The following is a 22,288-nucleotide window of genomic DNA, read 5'->3' as shown; positions in this document are numbered from 1 at the left end:
TTTTATCTTTGCAAACTGAACTTTAACTACACCAATGCAGGGAGGATCTTATGCAGCCCAAGCATTCTGCTATTGTCGCGGGCCTGACGTTGGCGCTTTCGTTTGGCGCCGTTTCCGCGCCGGCACCCGCCGCTGCCGAGGAGCCCACGCCGGGCGTTGCCTCGGATGCCACCGATATCGATAAGGGTCTCTACACCCAGCAGTCCTTCTCGGGCGTGCTGAGGTCGGTCCAGGGCGTTTCGTTTGTCAACGTGACTCCCGAGATGAAGTACTTTACCAAGTACGAGAGCCATGGTAACTACAACCAGGGATTTTCGTATGGTGACGGCTATAACGCACTGGGTTACTATCAGTTTGATCGCCGCTGGTCGCTCATTCCGTTTATGAAGCAGGTTTACAACTACGATTCTGCCAAGTACAGCATGCTCAAGGATGCGATTGATCGCGGCAGCGAGATTTCCAACACGAGCAATGCCATGTACGAGAACGGCCAGCTCACCGAGTTGGGCCGTATTGCGCAGGAGGCCTTCCAGGGTGCTTACAACACCGATCCTGTTGAGTTCTCAGCACTTCAAGACGCTTATGCGTACAACTCGTACTATGCGGTGACCGAGGCGTGGCTCAAGAGCGGCCTGGGTATTGATATTTCGGGCCGCGCCGACTGCGTCAAGGGCATGGTGTGGAGCATTACCAACATGTGCGGCACTGGTGGCTGCAGGGACTTTTTCCGCTGGGCGAATCTTTCCAACGATATGTCCGATCGCGAGTTTGTGACGGCGCTTTCCAACAGCGTGGTCAATAACGTGGCGACCAAGTATTCGAGCCAACCCCAGTACCACGAGGGCTGGAAGAACCGCTACCGCAACGAGCTAAAGGACTGCTTGGCTTATATCGCCGAGGACGAGGCTGCCGCCGCGACGCCCGTGCAGCCCGAGCCCACACCGGCGCCCTCGCCGACACCTGATTCGAATGACGACTCGAGTGACGATGCTAACGATGACAGGATGGATGCGCCCTCGACCGATGCTGACGGTAATGGCTCTGCTGGTGGCACTACCAACGACGGCTCTACCTCGAACGTCTCCGATTCGAACGGCTCTGCTGCGGGCGATTCGCCTTCAAGCTCTGCCGGCAATACGGACAGCGACGCTTCTGGTTCGACCGGCGCTGACACCTCTAACTCATCTACCGGCTCGAGCGATTCGTCCGTTGACACCGGCTCTAACAACGGCTCCGGCTCTGACGCAACCCCTGATTCCGATGCTTCCAAGGACGACTCGAATAAGGCGCCGGACGCTCCCGTTGCTTCGCCGGACAAGAAGCCTTCTTTCTCCGAGCAGCTTGGTTCTACGCTTGGTTCTTCGCTGATGGCTGGCGTCAATAACGGCTCGGCCCAGAACAAGGACAACTCTGATCAGGTTTCCACGGAAAAGGCTGAGGCTGCAAAGGGCGACTCCAAGGACGAGGCATCCGAGAAGGTTGAATCCGATAAGGGTTCTAGCTCTGAGGAGAAGGACAAGGATAAGAAGTCTGAATCTGAGGAGAAGGACAAGAGCAAGACCGAGGGCGAAAAGCAGCAGGGCGAGGACGAAAAGAAACAGTCCGAAGACGACGACAAGAGCGGTGCCGACAACCAGAGCCAAGAGCAAAATGGCTCCAAAACGGTGACCACTACTACCACGACGACTACAACTACCAAGTCATCTGGCGGCAATATGCCCAAGACGGGCGACTTGATCGTGATGGCGAGCCTTGCCAGCGCAAGCTTGGCCACGCTGGGTGCCACGTCTATTGTGAGCGGCAAGCATAAGCTCGATCAGCAGAATAAGGCCGCTGGTGAGGACGGTTCTGAGGAGTAGCCTCTCGGTTGTCAAATAGCAAAAGAGTCGGGACGGGGTCCGGTGCTGCTGCATCGGGCCCCGTTTTGTTGCGCAACGATTAGTTATGCCCCCCTCACACCCCATGTTGCTACCGTTGCCCGATATGCTTGCGCGGTGACATCAGTACGCGCGAGGCGGTCATTACAATTGGCATCGTGCTGCGATTTAGGGGGAATGTTTTAGTGTCTGAACAGGCAAATAATTGTTGTGCTGCCGGCTTTGGCGTGCGCTTGATCGGTGGTGCCGACGATGCGGCATTGCCGATTGACATGCACGACTATGCGGAGGCCCTTGGTCGCTGCACGCTGGTCGACAAGACCATGTTTATTGCTGATATTTTGGATTGCGATGCGTCCGTTATGGTGTGCTGCCGACCCGAGGGTTTTGGCAAGAGCATGAACTTGTCGATGCTCAAGGCTTTTCTGGAGCGTCCCGCGGTCGGTCATGCTTGCCGGAGCTCGTTTGCCGATGCTCAGATTTGGGATGCGGACGGCGGGCGCTATCGGGATGAGTACGCTTGCTATCCGGTGGTATCGCTGGACTTTTCTGGCACTGCGAGGCGCGGCGCCGCTGTTGCCGATGTCGTGAGCGGTGCTCTTTCGGACGAGTGCACTCGCTTGTTGGCACTCTTGGAGGCTCCGGATTTAGCTCGAGATAAGGTACGCCACATCGAACGCGTTGCGCGTGGTGTGGCGAGCGAGGCCGAGGTTGCCTCGGTACTTGGTGTGCTCATTGAACTACTGGAGATGGCCTGCGATGAGCAGGTCGTATTGCTCGTTGATGGGTACGACGCGGCATGGTTGCGCCGTGCGAGCGCGAGGGGCGCTTCCGGCGCCGATCCGGTAGATCTATTCGATCGCGTGCTGTTCGACGCCATTGCCGCTGCTGGTAATTCGCTACGCTTGGTTTGTCTGATGGGGGAGCGCCCCGGTCCTGCCGAGGCGGCACTTTCTTCGCGAAACTGCTCGTATTGTCTTTCGACGCCGCTCTCGATGTGGTGTGACCGATGGTTTGGCTTTTCGGATGCCGAGGTCGAGGCTCTGTTGTGTCATGCTGGACGCGAGGAATACCTGGATGATGCGCGTGAATGGCTCGAGGGATATCGGTTTGGCAGGGCCTATTGCTCGAGTCCGGCGCGTGTGATCGGTTTTCTGGACCGAGGCTGCACGGCGCCCGTGCGAGCCGATCTGTATGGGTATGCCGATTACCTGAGTAGGGTGGTTGCCGGGTGGAATCTCGACCGCCTTTCGGTCTTGTTCGATTTACTCGAGCCCCATGCATGCGTTGAGGTTCCGTTTTGTTTGGGCGCTGCGGGGCCAGAGGCCTCGTCTGACGACGGCCTGTGGACTGAGCTGTATTTGTCCGGTTTTCTCACGACGGATATGACTGAGGAGCCGGAGCATGTTAGTCGCCCCCGTGCTCTGCGGTTGCCCAATAATGAGCTTCGCCAGGCCTTGCGTCTGGTGATTATTGAGTGGTTTGAGTGTGCTGCCGAAGACATTCGGGACGTCGATGCGTTTCGAGACGGGTTGTGCCGTGGGGACGAGGGCGCGGTGAGACAGGCACTAGACCGCATTCTGGGAGATGCGGAAATCGGTGCGACCAACCCAGATGCTGCGCTGCCATATCACCTGCTCTTGCAGGGACTCTGCTTTGGCTTGCCGGGCTATGCCAATCCTGCCTCGAGGCGAAAGCGCGGCGCGGATCGCTGGGACATCCAAGTTTTCCCTACGGGTGCTGTGTTTGACGTAGCAGACACGATTGGCATGCTGGACGAGCGCCCGCTGATAACGATTAACTTGATGTATGACCCCGATGTGGATGCGCTGGGTCTGGAATTGCTGGCCGTGCAGTCGCTACTCGACATAGAGCGCGGCGGCATCGACGAAATCCGTGTACCGCGCCCCGGCGTGGGTCGCATGCGCTGGGGGTTCGGTTTTGATGGGCAGCATGTGGCTACGGTGTGCCAGCGGCTTTAAGCGCCGAGGTGTTTCCGGCTTCCGTTACTCGGTGTCCTTCATGGGCGGCATGGGCTTCCAGTTGGGGTCCTTGACGATCTTGCGGGCGTCCTTCATGCCACGGCGCAGCGCCGGAATACCGGTCTTAAAGCACTTGTCAACGGCGGCCAGGCGAATGAACTCCTTGCAGAAGGTCGCGGCGTTGCCCAGACGGAACAGCATGGGGTGATAGTCGCCATAGATCTGCATGTAGCGGGCCAGATAACCGCGGTTGCGCATGATGTAGTAGCGGTTGGTGTCGCTCGTGGAGTTGAGTTGGCGCTTACCGGCGATGTCCCAGTTAGAGACAGCGCGGGCACGCTTGAGCACCACGTCGGCAACAACGGCGGCGGGGAAGTGTTGGCTGGCTACGTAGCCGTAGCAGGCATCGTCGCCGTAGATGAAGAAGCGCGCGTCAGGCAGGCCAATCTTGTCGACCACGCGGCGCGAGAACATGCCGCCCTCAAAGCACAGCTGGTTCATGGCGCGATAGCCCTCGGGGCCTAAATCCCACTTGGCGACGGGGTTGGGAATGCCGAGCGAAAGGATGAGCTGGTACTGCCAAAAGAAGGCGCCGCCGTCAAAGTCCAGGCGCGAACCCTGGATGACGTCGTAGCGGTCGGTCCACTTGGCCAAGCGCTCGATGCCTTCGGGGATGACGAGCACGTCGTCGTCCATGACCCAGAACCACTGGGCCCCCAAGTCGTAGGCGCATTTAGTGCCGGCGGAGAAGCCGCCCGCACCGCCGCCGTTTTCGAGCTGCGGGGCGTAGATGACACGGTCGGTGCCGCCCTGCGCGTCGGGCTGCTCGGTGTCGATGCCCCACAGGTTGGCCAGGCGCTCGTTGAATGCGGTGCACATGGCCTCGGTCTCGCGCGAATTCTCGTTATCGACAATCACGATGCGCCAGGGCGTTGCCGTGAGCTCGGTCATAGAGTCGAACAAGTTGGCCAGGAGTTCCTGGCGCTTGTACGTAACGACGACGATGGCGAGCTTATCGATGGGAGCGAGAAGGGTTGAAGGCATGGGGCAATATATCCTTTCACGCGCGGCGGGCGAGCGCTGCACGGAAGCTATCGAATACGTCCTTGGGACTGTCCTATTGTAAAGGCTCGGCGCACCTTAGCGGCAAGCTTTGAATAAAACGCAGGAACCTGCCATGGGACCGCCGCATGACGTGGGGCTGCTTTGCCCGCAAGAGGCTCCATAGATTATATAAACGCCCGCTGGCGCGCTGACCCTTTGATACCATGAAACGACAGGTATTTCCTAAGGAGCACATTTGTCTACTAACGTCTCTGGCAGCCCTGTTCTGTCGCTGCTTATTCCCATTTACAATGTTCAGCGCTACCTGCGCGAGTGCCTCGATTCCGCCCTGGCGCAGACGCTCAAGGATATTGAGATCATCTGCATTAACGACGGGTCGACCGACAACTCGCCGGCGATTATCCGCGAGTATATGGAGCGCGATGGGCGCGTCAAGATGATCGACAAGGCCAACAGCGGCTACGGCGACTCGATGAACCACGGCCTGGAGATGGCGCGTGGCAAGTACGTTGGCATCTTGGAGTCCGATGACTTTATGGCGTCCGACGCACTCGAAAAGCTTGTCTCGGCCGCCGATAGCAATAATGCCGACTTTGCGAAGGCGAACTTTGATTTCTACTGGTCTAAGCCCGAGGAGCACCGTTCACTGCACGAGATGTTTAGACCTCAGGATTGCTGCAAGCCGGTGCACCCGAGCGATACGACGCAGTTCTTTAAGCAAAAGCCGTCGATTTGGTCGGCCGTGTACCGTCGTGATTTTCTTGAGCGCAACGGCATTACGTTCCTGCCGACTCCGGGGGCATCCTTTCAGGACACGTCATTCGCCTTTAAGGTGATCGCGTGTGCCGATAAGGCTATTTACCTGCACGATGCCGTGTTGTCGTATCGCCAGGACAACGAGAATTCCTCGGTCAATTCTTCGGCTAAGGTCTTTTGCGTCAATACCGAGTATGCCGAGATTGAGCGTTGGATTCGAGAGGATTATGCCCGTGACCACGCAAGCGGCGATGTCGCGCGCATGCTCAAGTTCAATCAACTCATTAAGTACGATTCGTATATGTGGAACTACGTGCGTTTGGCGCCTAAGTTCTATAAGGAGTTCCTGGTTCAGATGGCCAAGGAGTTCCAAGCGGCCTTGGACGCCGGGGACTTTTCGCTTGACGACCTCAAGCCGTGGAAGCGCGCAAATCTCGCTGCCATCCTCAAAGATCCTGAGGGCTGGGTTGACGAGCATCCGAGTTTTGCGACGGATGGTGCCTTGGGGCGTGCTAAGTATTACGCCTCGGTTGGAGGCCCAGGCGTGGTTGCCGCCTTCCTCATCGAATCGCTGAGGGGGTAGGTCGGCATGGGAGAGGCCTCGTGTCCTAAAGCTACCATTGTCGTCCCCGTTTACAACTCTGCGCGCTCCATTCAGCGATGCCTCGATTCGCTGTTGGCCCAGTCCGAGCGCTCGATTCAGGTTGTCTGCGTCAACGACGGTTCGACTGATGATTCGTTGAACGTGTTGCGCCAGATCGCGCAGGCCGACGATCGCGTACTGGTGATTGACCAGGAAAACGCGGGCGTCTCATGCGCTAGAAATGCCGGTATCGATGCCGCCGAGGGCGAGACCGTCTTTTTTGTGGACGCCGACGATTACATCGATGCCCAGACGGTCAAGCGCGTGCTGCATGCCATGGAGTCTGCAGATGCCGAGGCCGCCGTCTTTGGCGGCGTCTGTGAACCTGCTGATGCTGCCCCCAAACGCATCCAGCAACTCATGAGCCCCAAAGCTGGTACCTTCGGCGCCCGTGATCCCCAACTGCTGTTTCATTCGAATGCGCAGCCCTATGCCTGCCGCGCGGCTTTTTCGCGCGAGCTGCTCAATCGCGAAGGTATTCGCTTCGCCCCCGGTTTGGCTTTGGGCGAGGACGTCGTCTTCCAATTTGCGGCTTATGCGCTTGCCCGCAAGACCGTCGTCATGCCGGACAAGTTCTACCACTACGTGATGGAGAGTGAATCGGCGACGCACGAGTTCAACAGTGCCGAGGCTCGCGCCAAAAAGCTTGACGCCCACATGAGGATGCTCGAGGAGGTCTTGGAGGACTGGGCGGCCTACGGTCTTTTGGACCTGTGCCCCGGCGAGCTGATAACTTGGTTTTTGGACCTAATTGTGTTCGACCTGGCGCGCTTGGATGCCGATGACTTCCATCACGTGGTGGCTCGCGTCAACATGGACCTTACGACGTTTTTGGGAACGGAGTGGGCGGATATGCCTGCTAAGGGCGCCGTTTGCCGTGTTGCCCAGAAGCTCGTTGCGGCGACCTCGGGCGTTTCGATGGCAGACGCCACGCTGTTCTATCTTTCGACTCGCGGTCTCAAAGCCTGCCTGGAGCGCTTTATCTAATTCCAAGCGCTGCCGCCCGCCGCAACTCGGCTGCTAAAATAACCTTGTTACACGCTATCCAACAGGAGGTTCTCTTGCAGAACTCTGATACCCCTAAAGTTTCGCTGCTTGTTCCCATCTGCAATGTTGAGCGCTACCTGCGCGAGTGCCTCGATTCCGCCGTTGCGCAGACGCTCAAGGACATCGAGATTATCTGTATCAATGACGGCTCAACCGATAGCTCGCCAGATATCATCCGCGAGTACATGGAGCGCGACTCCCGTGTAAAGATGATCGACAAGGCCAACAGCGGCTACGGCGACTCGATGAACCGCGGCCTGGAGATGGCGCGCGGCGAGTACGTGGGCATCCTTGAGTCCGACGACTTTATGTTTGAGGATTCGCTCCAAAAGCTGGTCGCCAAGGCCGATGCTGAGCATGCCGATGTGGTGAAGGGCGACTTTTACCTGTATTGGTCCACGCCCAGCGAGCGCCGTGAGCTGTTTGGGATTATCGACGAGCATATGACGGGCGCCGTGTATCGCCCTGTCGATCGCCCGGGCATCTTCTACCGCAAACCTTCCATTTGGTCGGCTATCTATCGGCGCGAGTTCCTCAACGACAATCAGATTCGGTTCCTTCCCACGCCGGGAGCTTCGTATCAGGACGCAGGCTTTAACTTTAAGGTTTGGGCTTGCGCCGAGCGTGCCGCGTTTATTGCGGCTCCCATTTTGTGCTATCGCCAGGATAACGAGAAGAGCTCCGTTAATTCGCCCAACAAAGTGTTTTGCGTGTGCGACGAATATGCCGAGATGCAACGTTTTTTGGACGAGCGTCCCGAGCTCAAGGCTCAGCTCCAGGGCATTTTAATGCGCATGAAGGTCGATACGTACCGTTGGAATGATGAGCGTCTGGTCGATGAGCTACGCGAGCAGTTTTGGGAGAAGGCTTCACCCGAGCTGAAGGCCGATTGGGATGCCGGTCGCTTTGACCTGTCGCTGTTTGATCCGCGTGGCGAGACCGATTTGCGTCTGATGGTCAAGTCGCCTCGCGCCTATATCGATTCGCGCTTTGACTTTAAGAAGCCGGGCAAGCTCAATACGTTTAAGCATTACTTTAAGATTGGCGGCCTGCCGCTGGTCTGGCGCGTGCTGACGTATCAGCGCACCTACGGCGACAACCCGCACCCCGATGACGTTCCGGCCGCACAGTAGGAGCGAGTGACTATGGCTACCCCCAAGATTTCCGTTGTCGTTCCCATCTATAAAGTGGAGGAGTGTCTGGCCTGGTGCTTGGACTCCCTGCTTGCGCAGGACATGCCCGATTGGGAAGGCGTGCTGGTTAACGATGGCTCGCCGGACGGTTCGCGCGATATTGCGGCTGCCTATTGCGAAAAGGACGCGCGCTTTACGCTGGTCGATAAGCTCAACGGCGGCCTGTCGAGTGCACGTAATGCAGGCATCGCCGCGTCCACGGCGCCTATCGTCGCGTTCTTGGATTCCGACGACCGATTTACGCCCGATGCGTGCCGTGCGATCGTAGATGCCTTTGAGCGCGAGGGCTGCGACGTTTTGACCTTTGGCGCGAACCCGTATCCGCTGGAGGCGGGGTATCCGTGGCTTAACTATGTGCTGAGCCCGCGCGATGTGTCGTTTGAAGGCTATAACTCTGACTTGCTGTTTAAGGAAGCATCTCGCCCCTTTGCATGGCGCACCGCCTGCAAGCGTGAGTTTTTGCTGGGTTACGGGATCGTGTTCGACGAAACCGTTAAATATGGCGAGGACCAGGTCTTCGATTTTGCCGTGTACGGTCGTTCGCACAAGACCGCGCTTATCTCGAACAAGCTGTACGATTACCGTGTGGCGCGCAAGGGCTCGCTCATGGACACCATGCGCTATGACGACGAGACGCGCCTGCTGGAGCACGTGAAGATTTACTCCGCGGTGCTGGCTGACTGGCAGCGCGACGGTCTCGATGCTCAACATGCCGATGACCTGGCGTACTTCCTCTGCGATCTGGTGCTGTACGATGCGCTCAGGTTGCTGGGTTCGGACTGCGGCAAGGTGTTTGCTGCCGTTGCCACGGCACTTGCCGGTTCTGCCGTGGGCAGCGATGATGCGCTCGCACAATGCGCTCCTTCTGTTGCTGCTATGGTGCGTGCGGCGCTTACCAGCAAGGCCCCCAATGCCCGTGCATGTAAAAAGCTCATGTTCGATTACGACGTCTTGAGGTTTGGGCGCCTGGGCGCGTGCAAACGCATGGCAGCGAACGCCCTGGGAAAGCGAGAAGTGTAGATGAGTATCAAGCGTTTGGCACTTTGCCGCAGCCAGGGCCGTCTTTTTGTGCTGCTTCGTTTTGCCGGTCAGGATGTCGCCGCGCTTATTGAGCGGGAGGGCTCTCAGGCGTTTGCCCATGCGACTACGAGCGGTTCTTGTGTGCCGTCGCTGGTGCTCCCGGTCGATCATGGCTGTGTGCTGGCGCTTTGCCCTTCCGTTTCCGATTACGAGCGCGAGCTCGCTGTCTTGGTGCTTCCGTTTTTGGATGGCTCGTCGATGGATGTTGTTTTTGCATCCGATGGCCAAAGGCTGGGCTCCATTTGTCTCGATAGCCGCGTGGCCAAGCTGGAATCCAAGATTAACTACAAAGCAAAGCCTGCGCTGTGCGCGCTTATCCGCGATGCGCAGCGTGGCGAATGCTGCGGTCGCTACGAGATCGATGCCATTCGCTATTTGCCGGCAGACGCCGGCGCGGTGTGGCGCTATGAGGTTACCTGGGCGGGAGACCCCCAGTGCGCACCCGAGTTCCAGATCTTCGATACGCATATGAATGCCATCGATGTCACCGTGCATGTGTTTGAGTCGCAGGTCGATGTGCCGCAGCAGGACGGATGCCGCGTCAATAAAACGTTTCTGAGCGTTGAGATGCCTCAGGATATACGAGATTTTGTCGCGATTGTGAGCGATCCCACAGAGCAGATCCAGAGCGGGTTTTGCGCCATGGATGGTCGCCTGTACAACGGCATGGTCGACGACAGCTGGAACCGTATGAAGGACGCGCGTGCAGACGACGCAGCTTATCGACGTTGGTTTGAGCAGCATCGCGCAAAGCCGGGCGATTTGGCGTGCCAGTGTGTCACTTCGGTGACCTTTGCCTATAGACCGCTCGTGAGCATTGTGGTGCCGTGCTACAAGACTGATCGGGTCTACCTGCGCGAGCTGCTGGACTCGGTGCTAGCCCAGAGCTATGACAACTGGGAACTGCTCCTTATGGATGCCTCGCCCGAATGGGACGCGGTTGCCGACCTTGCGGCAGGTGCTCACGACGAGCGCGTTCGTCGCATCGGGCTGCCCGGCAACGGCGGCATTGTGGTCAACACCAACGCAGGTATCGAGCAAGCGACGGGCGACTACATCGCGTTCCTGGACCATGACGACATTCTGGAGCCGGACGCGTTATTCCAGTATGTTTCCGCGCTGAATAAGGCGGCCGAGGGCGAGCGCCCCCAGGTCTTGTTCTGCGACGAGGACATGTTTCAGAAAACGGGGGAGTGGGGCCAGCCGGTCTTTAAGACGCGGCTCAACGTCGATCTGCTCTATAGCCATAACTGCGTGACGCATTTCCTGATGGTGGAGAAGGCGCTCATCGATCACATTGGTATGTCCCCAGAAGACGTTGCGGGCGCCCAGGATTACGACCTGACGCTCCGCTGCCTTGCAGCCGGCGCGCGCTTTGAGCACGTTGCGCATGTGCTGTATCACTGGCGCGTGCATCCGGGATCGACCGCCGACGGTTCTGCTGATAGTAAGCCGTATGCTATTGAAGCCGGGCACCTTGCGCTTCAGCGCCACTTTAACGCGCTGGGCATTTGCGGAACGGTCGAGGAGACCGAGACGCCGTTTGTCTATCACATGCGTTATGCGCTGCCGGAGTCTGCGCCGCTGGTGAGCATTGTGATTCCCACCAAGGATCACGTTGAGACGCTCGATGCCTGCGTGATGTCGATCGCTCAGAAGGCAACGTATGCCAATTACGAGATCGTCTTGGTGGAGAACAACAGCAAAGCCCCGGAGACGTTTGCGTATTACGAAACCCTGCCAGAGCGCGTGACTGCTGCATCCGAAGGTAAGGGCATCGCACACGTTGTGTACTGGCCGGGTGAGTTCAATTACTCCAAGATCATTAACTTTGGCGTGGAGCATGCCAGGGGCGACTATCTGCTGCTGCTCAACAACGATACCGAGGTCATAAGTCCGGACTTTATCGAAGAGATGATGGGGTATCTGCAGCGTCCCGATGCGGGCGTGGTGGGCGCCAAACTCTACTTTGCCGATCATCTGGTGCAACATGCCGGCATCTTGGTTGGCGTGCGTGGCGCACTTGCCCATGCCAACCAGGACTTCTCGGCAAAGCGCGAGGGCTATCTTGCCCGCGCTGTGCGCCCCGGTAACTTTAGCGCCGTAACTGGTGCCTGTCAGATGGTCCGACGCGACGTATTTGAGCGGGTCGGAGGCTACGACGAGGAATTCGCCGTCGGCTTTAACGACGCGGACTTTTGTCTGCGCGTGTGGGAGGCGGGCTATCGAACCATCTATACGCCCTATGCCGAGCTGTATCACTACGAGTTCACCTCGCGCGGCAGGGAAGAGGCCAACGAGAAAAAGCTGCGCCGCTGGAAGCGCGAGCAAGCGCTGTTCATGCAGCGCTGGCCAGAGTTCTTCCTCGTTGGCGATCTGTGGCTCGGGTCAAACCTATCCTCCGACAGTGAGTACTTCTCGCTTTAGCGCGAGGTGACGTGAAATCCAGCATAGGGTGCTCAAGGGCTGTGAGGACGTTGGGTTTTTGCTAAATTGCTGGAGTTTGATTCGTGGAGCCTACGCTTAGCTTTTCTTATACGTGCCGATGCGATTATCGGGATTTCAGGTGCAGTCCGCTTGTCTAAGGGTGAAACAGCATGAGATTATCGAGAACGATCGTAATAGCGTCATCCATCGTTGCGGCTATCTCCTTTATTTTCTATATTTGCCCTCTAAACGCAGTCATTTTGACGGATGAACAGATGAACGAGGTTTTGTTAGCGGTTTTAGGCGCAGGAATATCATCTTTGTTTGTCGGCACAATTGAATACTGCGATCGCTGTCGGGAGCTTGAAGATCGTTTTTTTATTCAGCATCGAGCCGTTATTGTCCGGATTGGCGGAATGAAAGAATGCTGTATTGAATCTCTGCGCGCTACCGGATACTCCTCCTAATTCTGTGGAAGCTAATGCAAATGTTGTAACGAGCTCAAGGCAAGATGGACGGCGGCGCGCCATGATGTATTTGCATGAGCGTCCGGCTGTTTAATAGGTATTTAAAGTTAGGATAAAATCAATCTGTTATTTCATCAAATACGCTGGAGAGCGCAATGAATAGTCCTATTCGTCAACAAGATATGTGCGATCAAAAGCCTTGGCTTACTCCTTGGGAACAAGTCTCCCATCTTAAGAGCAAGGGTGTCCATTTCCGCTATATGAGCGAGGCAGAGGCGGTCGAGTATCTGACGAAGAACAACAATTACTTTCGCTTGCGCTCGTACCGCACCGGATTTCCAAAGGTTTCTGATGGAAAACGCAAGGGTGAATATGTCAACTTAGATTTCAAGATGCTTGTTGACCTTTCGATTATCGATATGTTGCTTCGAAACGAGATGATTTCACTCACTCTTGATATCGAGCACTTCTGCAAAGTTGACTTGCTGGGCAGGATAGAGCAGCATGCCGAGGACGGTTACGAAATCGTTCAAGACTATTTGAGCGAGCAGGATACATTTGATAGCAAGGGGAATGTGACCAACTGGGTTAAAAAAGAGATTTCACGTTGTGAGTCGAGTGCCTATTCTGCAGGCATTCTTGCAAAATACAGTGGTTTTAATATGCCTGTCTGGGCCTTTCTGGAAGTTATTACCTTTGGCGCCTTTAATTCATTCATTTTGTTTTGCGCCAAACGGTTTGACGATGATGAGCTTCGCGATAGGTTTTATTTGCTTCGCGCGGCAAAAGATCTCCGCAACGCGTGTGCTCACAATAGTTGCATTCTTAATGGTCTTGCTTCGGGTGAGAATGCCCGAAGGGCAAATAACGGTGTTATGAAGGCATTGAGCAAAATAGATGGGGTTGGCTCTTATCAGCGTAAGGCAAGGATGAGCAATGAGCGAATACGCCAGATTGTCACAACGCTATATCTGCACAAAGAGGTGTCGTCTAAAGGCGTTATTAAGCACAAAGCACAATCGCTTTCCAAGTTTATTTCTAGGGCAAATCGCAACATCAACTACTATAAAGGTGCGGAGGTCATAACTTCCTCCTTCTCGTTTTTGTCGAAAGTGATCGGCGCATGGTATTTGTGTGACGCTGAAGATATGCCTTCTTGCGATTCCTAGGCATCTGGTGCAAAATATTTTCCACTTCGAAAAGCGGTTCGGCCGTTTTGCAAGGGGGCTTCTCTTTATGGGACGCCCTCTATTTTTATGCCGCGCCAATCGGAAGATATTACGTTTTCGGCTACTGCTTTTTTTCAATCCCCAACGGTTGTAGATCAATACCTACCGCTCGCACTTGTTGCTTAACAAATGGCGAGGTTGGTGGGCTAAGTTAGTGACAGTGTTTTGCTGGAGGAGGGCAAATGCCCTATGCCGAGCTATACCACTACGAGTTCACCTCGCGCGGCAGGGAAGAGGCTAACGAGGAAAAGCTGCGCCGCTGGAAACGCGAGCAAGCTCTGTTCATGCAACGCTGGCCGGAGCTCTTCCTCGATGGTGACCCGTGGCTCGGACCGAACCTATCCTCCGACAGTGAGTACTTCTCGTTTTAGTGCGAAGTAATGCCAAGTTCCGGCAAAGTATCCTCAAGAGCTGCAAGGGCGGTGGGGTTCAAGTACTCCCCGTTCAAGCAGCTCTTGTCATATCGAAAACGTGTGTCAGGATTTTTCAGGTGGCCGTATTAAATTGGTTCGCTTATGTGCTCGGTTTGACTCAGAAGCTATTTAGCGTAACGGTTGAGGTGTGGCGACTCATATTTAAATTGCAGTCACAAAGACACCTTTTATCGATTTCCCGTTGAAATACTGAATTGATAGTTTAAAAATAACTTAAGAGAGCCTTAAATCTCGGAGAAAGGATGTCGTATGAAAAACCTTCGAGAAAGATGGCACGGACTAACAGTGCTGGGAGTTGTTGCATTTGCCGCTGCCTGCATGACGGTTGCCCCGGCGCCCTCATTTGCTGATATTGCTGGCGGTGGCGGAGGCGGTGGACCGATTACGGAATGGTGTTCCGACGGTCGTCCGAAGACTGGACTCGTTCGGTGCGAGGACGGCAGCCTTCGCTATTTCGATCCCGAAACTGGCGCCATGGTCACGAACCAGTGGCATAACGAATACGAAGCTGTCTGGTACTATTTTGGCGCTGACGGGACCGCGGTGTCGGGCTGGCAGTCTATCGGTGGGGACAAGTATTACTTCTATCCCGAAAGCCATGATATGGCATACGGCCGAGTTCAGATTGACGGCAAGAACTACTTCCTGAACACCCCTGGTGCCAACGCCGATGGCCGCATGCAGCATAGTGGCTGGTTCTACGACTCCATTTACGGAAAGTGGTCCTATGCGACCTCTGACGGTGAGCTATTGACCGGTTGGCATAATCTCGGCGGGGCTTGGTACTATTTCAACGAATCTGGGGTCATGCTGACTGGCTGGATCAACGATTCGGGTACCTGGTACTACACTAATGCCTCCGGTGCGATGGTCACTGGCTGGCTCAACATCGGCGGTACGTGGTTCTACCTCGACGGCTCGGGCGCCATGGTCGCTAACAGCTGGCGCAGCCTCGGCGGCTCCTGGTACTGGTTCGACGACTCCGGTGCAATGGCCACTGGCTGGTTCTTGGCAGGCGGCTCTTGGTACTATGCGAGCGGTTCGGGCGCCATGGCAACCGGCTGGCTCAGCAATGGCGGCACGTGGTATTGGCTCGGAGGTTCGGGCGCTATGGCCTCTAACTCTTGGGCTAACGTTGGTGGAGTTTGGTACTGGTTCGACGATTCCGGCGCGATGGCCACCGGCTGGCGTCAGGTCGGCGGCGCCTGGTACTACTTTAGCGGTTCCGGCGCTATGGCCCACGACGCCTGGGCCGGCGACTACTACCTCCAGTCTTCCGGTGCCATGGCTACGAATGCCTGGGTTGGCTCCTACTATGTCGGCGAGGACGGCAAGTGGATTCCGGGCTACGGTTTAGTTTGGTACAAGAGCGGTAGCCATGTTTACCATACGCATAAGTGCCGTACCGTTGGCAAGGACGCAAAGGGCTATTCGCAGATCTCTATCCAGGAGGCCCAGAGGCGTGGCGCTTCACGAGAGTGCAAAAACTGCCGGCAAATTGGCTAGTACATTACTGAGCTAGTTTTGATTGAGGCCCCGTTGCCCTGAGGTGACGGGGCCACTGCGTGATTGGATACTGTGCTGCTATGAAGAAATGGTCATTCGGGGTGCTGGTCTTTTCGGGCCTTGTTTCTTTGGGGCTCCTTTTGGGTTCGCCCTCGATGTTATACGCCCTTGATTTGAATAACACTGACGAAGGTCCCGCATCTAACGTTGCTATTGCTTCTGTCGAGTCAGGCGTTGATGTTCAGCGCGAATCGACCTTCGCTGTCGAGCAGAACTCTCAGATGGATAATGAGATCCCTTCTGAGGTTTCGAATCAAATTGTTTGGCATCAGGGGTGGATATCACCCGAAGAAGGGGCTGGTTTTTGGCGTTGGGGCTTGTCCGACGGAACGATCGCTGTTTCTTCTTGGAGACATATAAACGGTAGCTGGTACTGGTTCGACGACGAAGGTCGAATGGCTCAGGATGGATTGGTCCAAGTCGGGGGTGCGACTTATGGATTCTCCTCTTCGGGTGCAATGCGTGTCGGCTGGTACCTAGATTCTACGGGCTCCACTTTTGCTTGGCGTTATTTCTCCAGTTCTGGCGCCATGGTAAAAGGCTGGCTTTCAGACGGCAACAACTGGTATTGGCTGGATGATGAAGGCAAGATGGTCCACGACTCGATGCTGCAGATCGGGGGAGCTACGTATGGATTCTCCTCTTCTGGCGCAATGCTTATCGGATGGCATCTTGATGCTTCCGTCTGGCATTATTTTTCCGGCTCTGGCGCCCTGGTAAAGGGCTGGCTCTCGGATGGGGGCCGTTGGTATTGGCTTGATCCTGCGGACGGTTCTATGGCCACCGGGTTGAATGCATGCAATGGAACCCCTTATATCTTTAACGGATCGGGGGCCATGCTCTCCTCCCAGTGGGCGCTTATTGACAACAACTGGTATTACGCTGACTCCAACGGCTTGCTGCATGGAGGCTGGTTACTTCTAGGGAATTCTTGGTATTACCTGGATCCAGGAAGCCATATTATGCTCACGGGCTTTGTGCAAGTGGGTACATCCTCCTATTTCCTTACGAGTTCAGGTGCCATGGCAACAGGCTGGGCACTTGCTGATAATACTTGGTACTACGCCGCATCAAGCGGAGCAATTCAACGAGGGCGATGGATAAAGTCCGGAAGCGCCTGGTATTACCTTGATGAGGTGTCCGGCGCAATGCGTACTGGTGAATATACGGTAGGCGACACGCGCTATTATTCTTATGATTCTGGTGCGATGGCATCTTCGTGCTGGATCAACTTGAGCGACGGTATGTCATGGGCGAATTCGTCTGGAGCACTGAGCGAGCCGTTGCCTACTTCATCTGATGGATCTCCCGTAATCGCCGATCGTGCCGACTTGTCTTCATTGCCAGGTGCAATTCATATTGGAGACGCAGTTTTCTATGCGGACGCAAACGGTGTCGTTAATGTGGCATCTGGTTGGATTATGTCGAATGACGCTTCTGATGAAAACGGTAATACTTGGTACTACGCATCTTCCAATGGTGTCCTTAAGTCTGGTTGGCAATATGTCAACGGTGCGTGGTATTGGATGGACCCTTCCACATTCAAGATGAAAACTGGATGGCTTAATGACGGCGGTACGTGGTACTGGCTCCAGCCTTCGGGTGCCATGTTTGCTAATGGGTGGCTGAAAATCGATGGCGTTGACTACTACTTCAATGCAAGCGGTGCATGGTTGAATACGTCTGGTTCTGTTTTGGGGGTCAATAGGTCCAGCCTGGTCAATTGGCTTATGAGCCACGAAAACGACGGCTATTACCGTGGAACACGCTATGATACGCATCTTAGCCAAGAATCATGCATGTATCCAAAGGGTGATCCTCGTTGGGACGGGTATACCGGTATGAACTGCGGCGGATTTGTATCGCATGCATATATGAAGGCGGGCGGTAATTTAGCTCCCATTGCCGCTGAGCAGAGCCATTCGCCTTGGAGTGGGGGTCCCGGAAGGGGCGGCTGCGTTAACGCGTATCGTTGGTATGGCTACGCTATCGATACATGCGCGAACGTGACTTATTTCAACTCTATTGATGAGTTGTTGCGTAGTGGTTTGGCTCGTAAGGGGGATATTGTATTTTTCAATCCTTACAATCCATATGCGGACGATAGTCATATCGGTTTTTTCTGGGGCAATTCGCCGAGCGAAAACTTGTTTTGGCATAGTGACGGTTATGGAAACCGTATTTCTGGTTTGACTGCTTTGGGTCCATCGAAAGTAATATTGATTCGTTAGAATTCCGAGTTGTAGGGGACTCTCTGGGCCCCCTGCCTTTTTGACGTCTAGTTTGAAAGCTAACTGATGTCGGCATTCTTTGGGCAAAGAGTAGGGACCAGGAGTCCTTGGTTTCACCTTGCTGGGAAGTTCTTGTTTACATTGTGGTATTGCGTGCAGTTATTTGTCGTCCTAGATGGCGCCTTGTCCAGTTGGATGTTCGGAAATCTTTCACAGCCATGCTGTAAGCTAGATGCAAACAAGAACGAATGACGAGGTTTACATGAGCAAACATCTTAAGTTATTTTCGGCATTGTTGGTGCTGATGGTCCTTGCGCCCATTTCTGTGTTTGTTTTTCCCTCGAACGCGGAAGCTGCGCGGTCCCTAGTTGAGAATTCCTGGCGTTATGAGGATGGACAATTGGTCGCAGAGGATGCTTCTTCCGAAGAAGATGGAATAGCCTTATTGTCCATGGACATTCTTCCCGATGGGGCTACGGCGCAGGGCATCGATGTCAGTGAGCATCAAGGACGTATTGACTGGAATGCTGTTAAGGCTTCTGGTATCGATTTCGCTATACTGCGTGTTGGATTTGGCGCTCCATCTTGGGGCGGTCGAGTTGACTATCAATTTAATCGAAATATTTCTGAGTGCGAGCGACTCGGAATTCCTTACGGCGTCTATATCTATTCATATGCTTTTGATAATCAACAGGCAGCCGATGAGGCGTCCATGGTGATTGACTGCCTATCGGGGCGCAATCCTAGGCTACCGGTGTATTACGATCTTGAGGACAAGACAATTATTGCAGATGGTCGTCAATCCGGAATTGCATCTAGAGCTCAGATATTCTGTAATAAGATTTCTAGTGCTGGATATAAGCCAGGCATTTATGCAAACCTAAATTGGTTTAACAATATATTGACCGACCCTGTATTTAAGAGCGGTTCTTGGGATCATTGGATTGCTCAATACAACTCCCAATGTCACTATACCGGCAGTTACAGCTTTTGGCAGTATACAAGCCGCGGAAAAGTTTCTGGTATTAGCGGAAACGTTGATATGAATTACGCGTATGTTGATGTCTCTCTTTATTACTGGCAGTTAAAAGAGGGCACTTGGTATTACGCAACCTCTGACGGCAAAGCGTATACCGGATGGTTGTGCCAGGGTGGCACCTGGTACTGGCTCGAGCCCGACGTGGGCGGTGCCATGGCTACCGGCCTTCACGAGTGCAACGGCTCCCTGTACTGGTTTAATTCGTCCGGCGCGATGGCGACCGGGTGGGTCCTCGACGGCGGGACCTGGTACTACGCGACTGGCTCCGGCGCGCTGGCGCGCGGCCCCGTATCCGTCGGCGGCGTGCCCTACTGCTTCGACGCCCGGACGGGTGCCATGCTGACGGGCTACCAGACGGACGCGCAGGGCGTCCGCCGCTACTTCGGCAGCTGCGGCCCCCTTAACGGCTGGGGCCTCGTCGACGGCTCCTGGTACTGGTTCGCTGACGGTATCGCCTCGACCGGCTGGCTTTACACCGGCGGTTCCTGGTACTGGCTCGAGCCCGACGCGGGCGGCGCCATGGCGACGGGCCTCCATTCGTGCCACGGCTCCGCGTACTGGTTCTATGACTCCGGCGCGATGGCGACCGGATGGGTCCTCGACGGCGGCACCTGGTACTACGCGACGGGCTCCGGCGCCCTCGCCTCCGGCTGGCTCAGCCTAAACGGTGCGTGGTACTGGCTCGATCCCTCGACGCACGCCATGGCCACCGGGCTCCATGGGTGCAACGGCTCCATGTACTGGTTCAACGGCTCCGGCTCGATGGCGACCGGATGGGTCCTCGACGGCGGCACATGGTACTACGCGACGGGCTCCGGCGCCCTCACCTCCGGCTGGGCCTACGTCGGCGGCGCCTGGTACTGGCTTGACCCCTCGACGCACGCTATGACTACGGGTGTTCAAGAAATCGATGGGGTGAAATACTCTTTTGCTAGTAATGGCGCTTGGCTCGGCTAGCAACTCTTCCTTAATTGCTTTTTTCTAATTACATATTGCTCTTAGCTATCCATTTGTAGACTATGTTTATATAAAAATTGGTAACTACTGGGGGCTGCACATGGCAAGGAAAAAGCAAATAACATTAATCCTAATCATTCTTTCAACTCTACTGCTCGCTGGACCCGGTGTGGTTGATATCGCGAACGCAGAACCCATAAGCTCCTCCATCCCTACTGATTTTGAGCGGCAATCCGTCCCCTCGACTCTTTCTCCTTCCGATTCAATTGATGATGGTCCTGCTCAAGAATCCGTTAAATGGAATCTGGGTTGGAATTCGTTTGACGGCAACTGGTTCTATGTGGATTCAGTCAATCCGGTCTCGTTGCATTCTGGCTGGCTCTATACCAATGGGGCCTGGTATTGGCTCGACCCCTCGACGCATGCCATGGCCATCGGGCTCCATGAGTGCAATGGCTCCGCGTACTGGTTTGACGCCTCCGGCGCGATGGCGACCGGGTGGGTCCTCGACGGCGGTACCTGGTACTACACGACGGGCTCCGGCGCCCTCGCCTCCGGTTGGGCCTACGTCGGCAGCGCCTGGTACTGGCTTGATCCCTCCACCCATGCCATGGCTACCGGCCTTCACGAGTGCAACGGCTCCCTGTACTGGTTTAATTCGTCCGGCGCGATGTCGACCGGGTGGGTCCTCGACGGCGGGACCTGGTACTACGCGACTGGCTCCGGCGCGCTGGCGCGCGGCCCCGTATCCGTCGGCGGCGTGCCCTACTGCTTCGACGCCCGGACGGGTGCCATGCTGACGGGCTACCAGACGGACGCGCAGGGCGTCCGCCGCTACTTCGGCAGCTGCGGCCCCCTTAACGGCTGGGGCCTCGTCGACGGCTCCTGGTACTGGTTCGCTGACGGTATCGCCTCGACCGGCTGGCTTTACACCGGCGGTTCCTGGTACTGGCTCGACCCCGACGCGGGCGGCGCCATGGTGACGGGCCTCCACGCGTGCAACGGCTCAGCGTACTGGTTCAGCGCCTCCGGCTCGATGGCGACCGGATGGGTCCTCGACGGCGGGACCTGGTACTACGCGACTGGCTCCGGCGCCCTCGCCTCCGGCTGGCTCAACCTAAACGGTGCGTGGTACTGGCTCGATCCCTCGACGCACGCCATGGCCACGGGCGTTCAAACTATCGGATCATGTGAATACATATTTAATAGTACCGGCAAGATGATGGCTAATTGCTGGTCAAACTGTGATGGGTCTTGGATGTATCATTCGTCATCCAGCGGCGCAATTGACCTTAAAGGCATCATGACCGATTCGGGAATCCAGCTGATTGACGACGACGGTAATGCCAGAACTGGTTGGATTGAGAGTCAGGGTGCTCGATATTATTGTTCTGCTAGTGGAGTAATTCTGACTGGGTGGCAGCAAATTGCTGGGTCTTGGTATTACTTTAACCCGGATGGTCGAATGGCGACCGGCTGGCTTAACGATGGCAGCAACTGGTACTGGCTGGATTCCGCTTCTGGCGCGATGAAAACGGGATGGCTTTCCCTTGGGGGCACATGGTATTACCTTGATGTCGCACGTGGGGGAGTAATGTTGAGTAACGGTTGGTATTGGATCGGCTCTACTGACTACAAGTTCAGTTCATCCGGCGCAATGGTTGGCGCTTGGGTCGATGTCCCGTGCTATTCGCAGTACCCGGAACTTCCTACTGGCTGTGAGTCGGTTGCCCTTACAAACTTGCTTAACTACTATGGTTTCGGTTTAGGTAAGACGATTATTGCGGATTACTATTTGCCCAAGGGAAGCAATGGCAATTTTGTTACCGCTTTTGATGGCAATCCAAGGCGTAGCAGCGGGGGTCTCATGGGATGCGTCGCACCTGCGATTACTATTGCTGGTAATAACTTTCTGCGTGCTGCTGGAAGTGGCAAGCAGGCAAAAGACGTTTCTTTCTCGTCAATTTCTTCCATTAAGAACAGGCTGACCTGTGGTCAACCTGTTGAGATGTGGAATACCGAATGGGGAAGTTGGCCAGGAGGCCGTTATGCTGCGCGTTGGTATAACGGGCATTCCTATGGTCTGTGGGGCGGTAATCATGCCGTAGTTCTTAAAGGCTATGATGACGAGCAGGGAATTGTCTATCTTTCGGATTCGATTAACGGCAATGTTACGCGAAATGCCCAAGTGTTCTTCGGCACGTGGCAACAGATGGATAGCCAGGCCGTGGTAATTGAATAGCCATGATGCTAAAAGGGGAGAGCTCGACGAGCTCTCCCCTTTTGCTACTTTGT

Annotated in this window: 15 protein-coding genes and 1 pseudogene; 15 read left to right on the top strand and 1 reads right to left on the bottom strand. The window is 55.5% G+C overall.

The annotated features are described in order from the left end of the window. The first annotated feature begins 50 nt into the window (after positions 1 to 50). Together JMJ97_RS01385 and JMJ97_RS01380 are read left to right on the top strand one after the other, a co-directional pair. The gene (locus JMJ97_RS01385) at positions 51 to 1,859 is read left to right on the top strand and encodes a VgrG-related protein (RefSeq protein WP_260698893.1); all 1,809 of its coding nucleotides are present in this window, start codon (positions 51 to 53) and stop codon (positions 1,857 to 1,859) included. A gap of 203 nt (positions 1,860 to 2,062) precedes the next feature. Beyond that, complete coding sequence (locus JMJ97_RS01380) at positions 2,063 to 3,859, top strand: AAA family ATPase (protein ID WP_260698892.1); 1,797 nt, start codon at positions 2,063 to 2,065, stop codon at positions 3,857 to 3,859. Between the two features lie 24 nt (positions 3,860 to 3,883). Here JMJ97_RS01380 and JMJ97_RS01375 read toward each other — a convergent pair whose 3' ends face one another. Beyond that, on the bottom strand, positions 3,884 to 4,903 hold the full coding sequence (locus JMJ97_RS01375) for a glycosyltransferase (protein WP_260698891.1): 1,020 nt from the start codon (positions 4,901 to 4,903) through the stop codon (positions 3,884 to 3,886). 256 nt (positions 4,904 to 5,159) lie between these two features. On the opposite strand from JMJ97_RS01375, the gene JMJ97_RS01370 reads away from it, so the two are divergent. The 13 genes and pseudogenes from JMJ97_RS01370 (at position 5,160) to JMJ97_RS01315 (ending at position 22,235) form a co-directional block, all read left to right on the top strand. Beyond that, complete coding sequence (locus tag JMJ97_RS01370; protein ID WP_260698890.1) at positions 5,160 to 6,263, top strand: glycosyltransferase family 2 protein; 1,104 nt, start codon at positions 5,160 to 5,162, stop codon at positions 6,261 to 6,263. A 6-nt stretch (positions 6,264 to 6,269) separates the two neighbouring features. Next, complete coding sequence (locus tag JMJ97_RS01365; RefSeq protein WP_260698889.1) at positions 6,270 to 7,310, top strand: glycosyltransferase family 2 protein; 1,041 nt, start codon at positions 6,270 to 6,272, stop codon at positions 7,308 to 7,310. Positions 7,311 to 7,384: 74 nt separating this feature from the next. Further along, positions 7,385 to 8,503, top strand: coding sequence for a glycosyltransferase family 2 protein (locus tag JMJ97_RS01360; protein WP_260698888.1), 1,119 nt, complete (start codon positions 7,385 to 7,387; stop codon positions 8,501 to 8,503). 12 nt (positions 8,504 to 8,515) lie between these two features. After that, positions 8,516 to 9,583 carry a glycosyltransferase gene (locus tag JMJ97_RS01355; RefSeq protein WP_260698887.1) on the top strand — a complete coding sequence of 356 codons (1,068 nt, stop codon included), beginning with the start codon at positions 8,516 to 8,518 and terminating at the stop codon, positions 9,581 to 9,583. Beyond that, positions 9,584 to 12,070 (top strand): glycosyltransferase family 2 protein, encoded by a 2,487-nt coding sequence (locus JMJ97_RS01350; protein ID WP_260698886.1) that lies wholly within the window; start codon positions 9,584 to 9,586, stop codon positions 12,068 to 12,070. A gap of 275 nt (positions 12,071 to 12,345) precedes the next feature. Continuing rightward, complete coding sequence (locus JMJ97_RS01345; protein ID WP_260698885.1) at positions 12,346 to 12,537, top strand: hypothetical protein; 192 nt, start codon at positions 12,346 to 12,348, stop codon at positions 12,535 to 12,537. A gap of 155 nt (positions 12,538 to 12,692) precedes the next feature. Beyond that, complete coding sequence (locus JMJ97_RS01340) at positions 12,693 to 13,706, top strand: Abi family protein (RefSeq protein ID WP_260698884.1); 1,014 nt, start codon at positions 12,693 to 12,695, stop codon at positions 13,704 to 13,706. 242 nt (positions 13,707 to 13,948) lie between these two features. Then, positions 13,949 to 14,137, top strand: coding sequence for a hypothetical protein (locus JMJ97_RS01335; protein WP_260698883.1), 189 nt, complete (start codon positions 13,949 to 13,951; stop codon positions 14,135 to 14,137). A 348-nt stretch (positions 14,138 to 14,485) separates the two neighbouring features. Beyond that, positions 14,486 to 15,706 carry a hypothetical protein gene (locus JMJ97_RS01330; protein ID WP_260698882.1) on the top strand — a complete coding sequence of 407 codons (1,221 nt, stop codon included), beginning with the start codon at positions 14,486 to 14,488 and terminating at the stop codon, positions 15,704 to 15,706. A gap of 80 nt (positions 15,707 to 15,786) precedes the next feature. Further along, complete coding sequence (locus JMJ97_RS01325; RefSeq protein WP_260698881.1) at positions 15,787 to 17,997, top strand: hypothetical protein; 2,211 nt, start codon at positions 15,787 to 15,789, stop codon at positions 17,995 to 17,997. Positions 17,998 to 18,229: 232 nt separating this feature from the next. After that, positions 18,230 to 19,012 (top strand): annotated as a pseudogene (locus tag JMJ97_RS09640) (glycoside hydrolase family 25 protein); the annotation flags it as partial. Between the two features lie 27 nt (positions 19,013 to 19,039). After that, on the top strand, positions 19,040 to 19,993 hold the full coding sequence (locus JMJ97_RS01320; RefSeq protein ID WP_260698880.1) for a PspC-like choline-binding domain-containing protein: 954 nt from the start codon (positions 19,040 to 19,042) through the stop codon (positions 19,991 to 19,993). 100 nt (positions 19,994 to 20,093) lie between these two features. After that, complete coding sequence (locus JMJ97_RS01315) at positions 20,094 to 22,235, top strand: C39 family peptidase (protein ID WP_260698879.1); 2,142 nt, start codon at positions 20,094 to 20,096, stop codon at positions 22,233 to 22,235. Positions 22,236 to 22,288 lie beyond the last annotated feature (53 nt).

Origin of the sequence: Collinsella aerofaciens (genome assembly GCF_025289055.1) — a bacterium.
Lineage (GTDB): Bacteria > Actinomycetota > Coriobacteriia > Coriobacteriales > Coriobacteriaceae > Collinsella.
The sequence above is the reverse complement of the archived record's forward strand: the minus strand, read 5'-3'. Positions and strand labels throughout refer to the sequence as shown.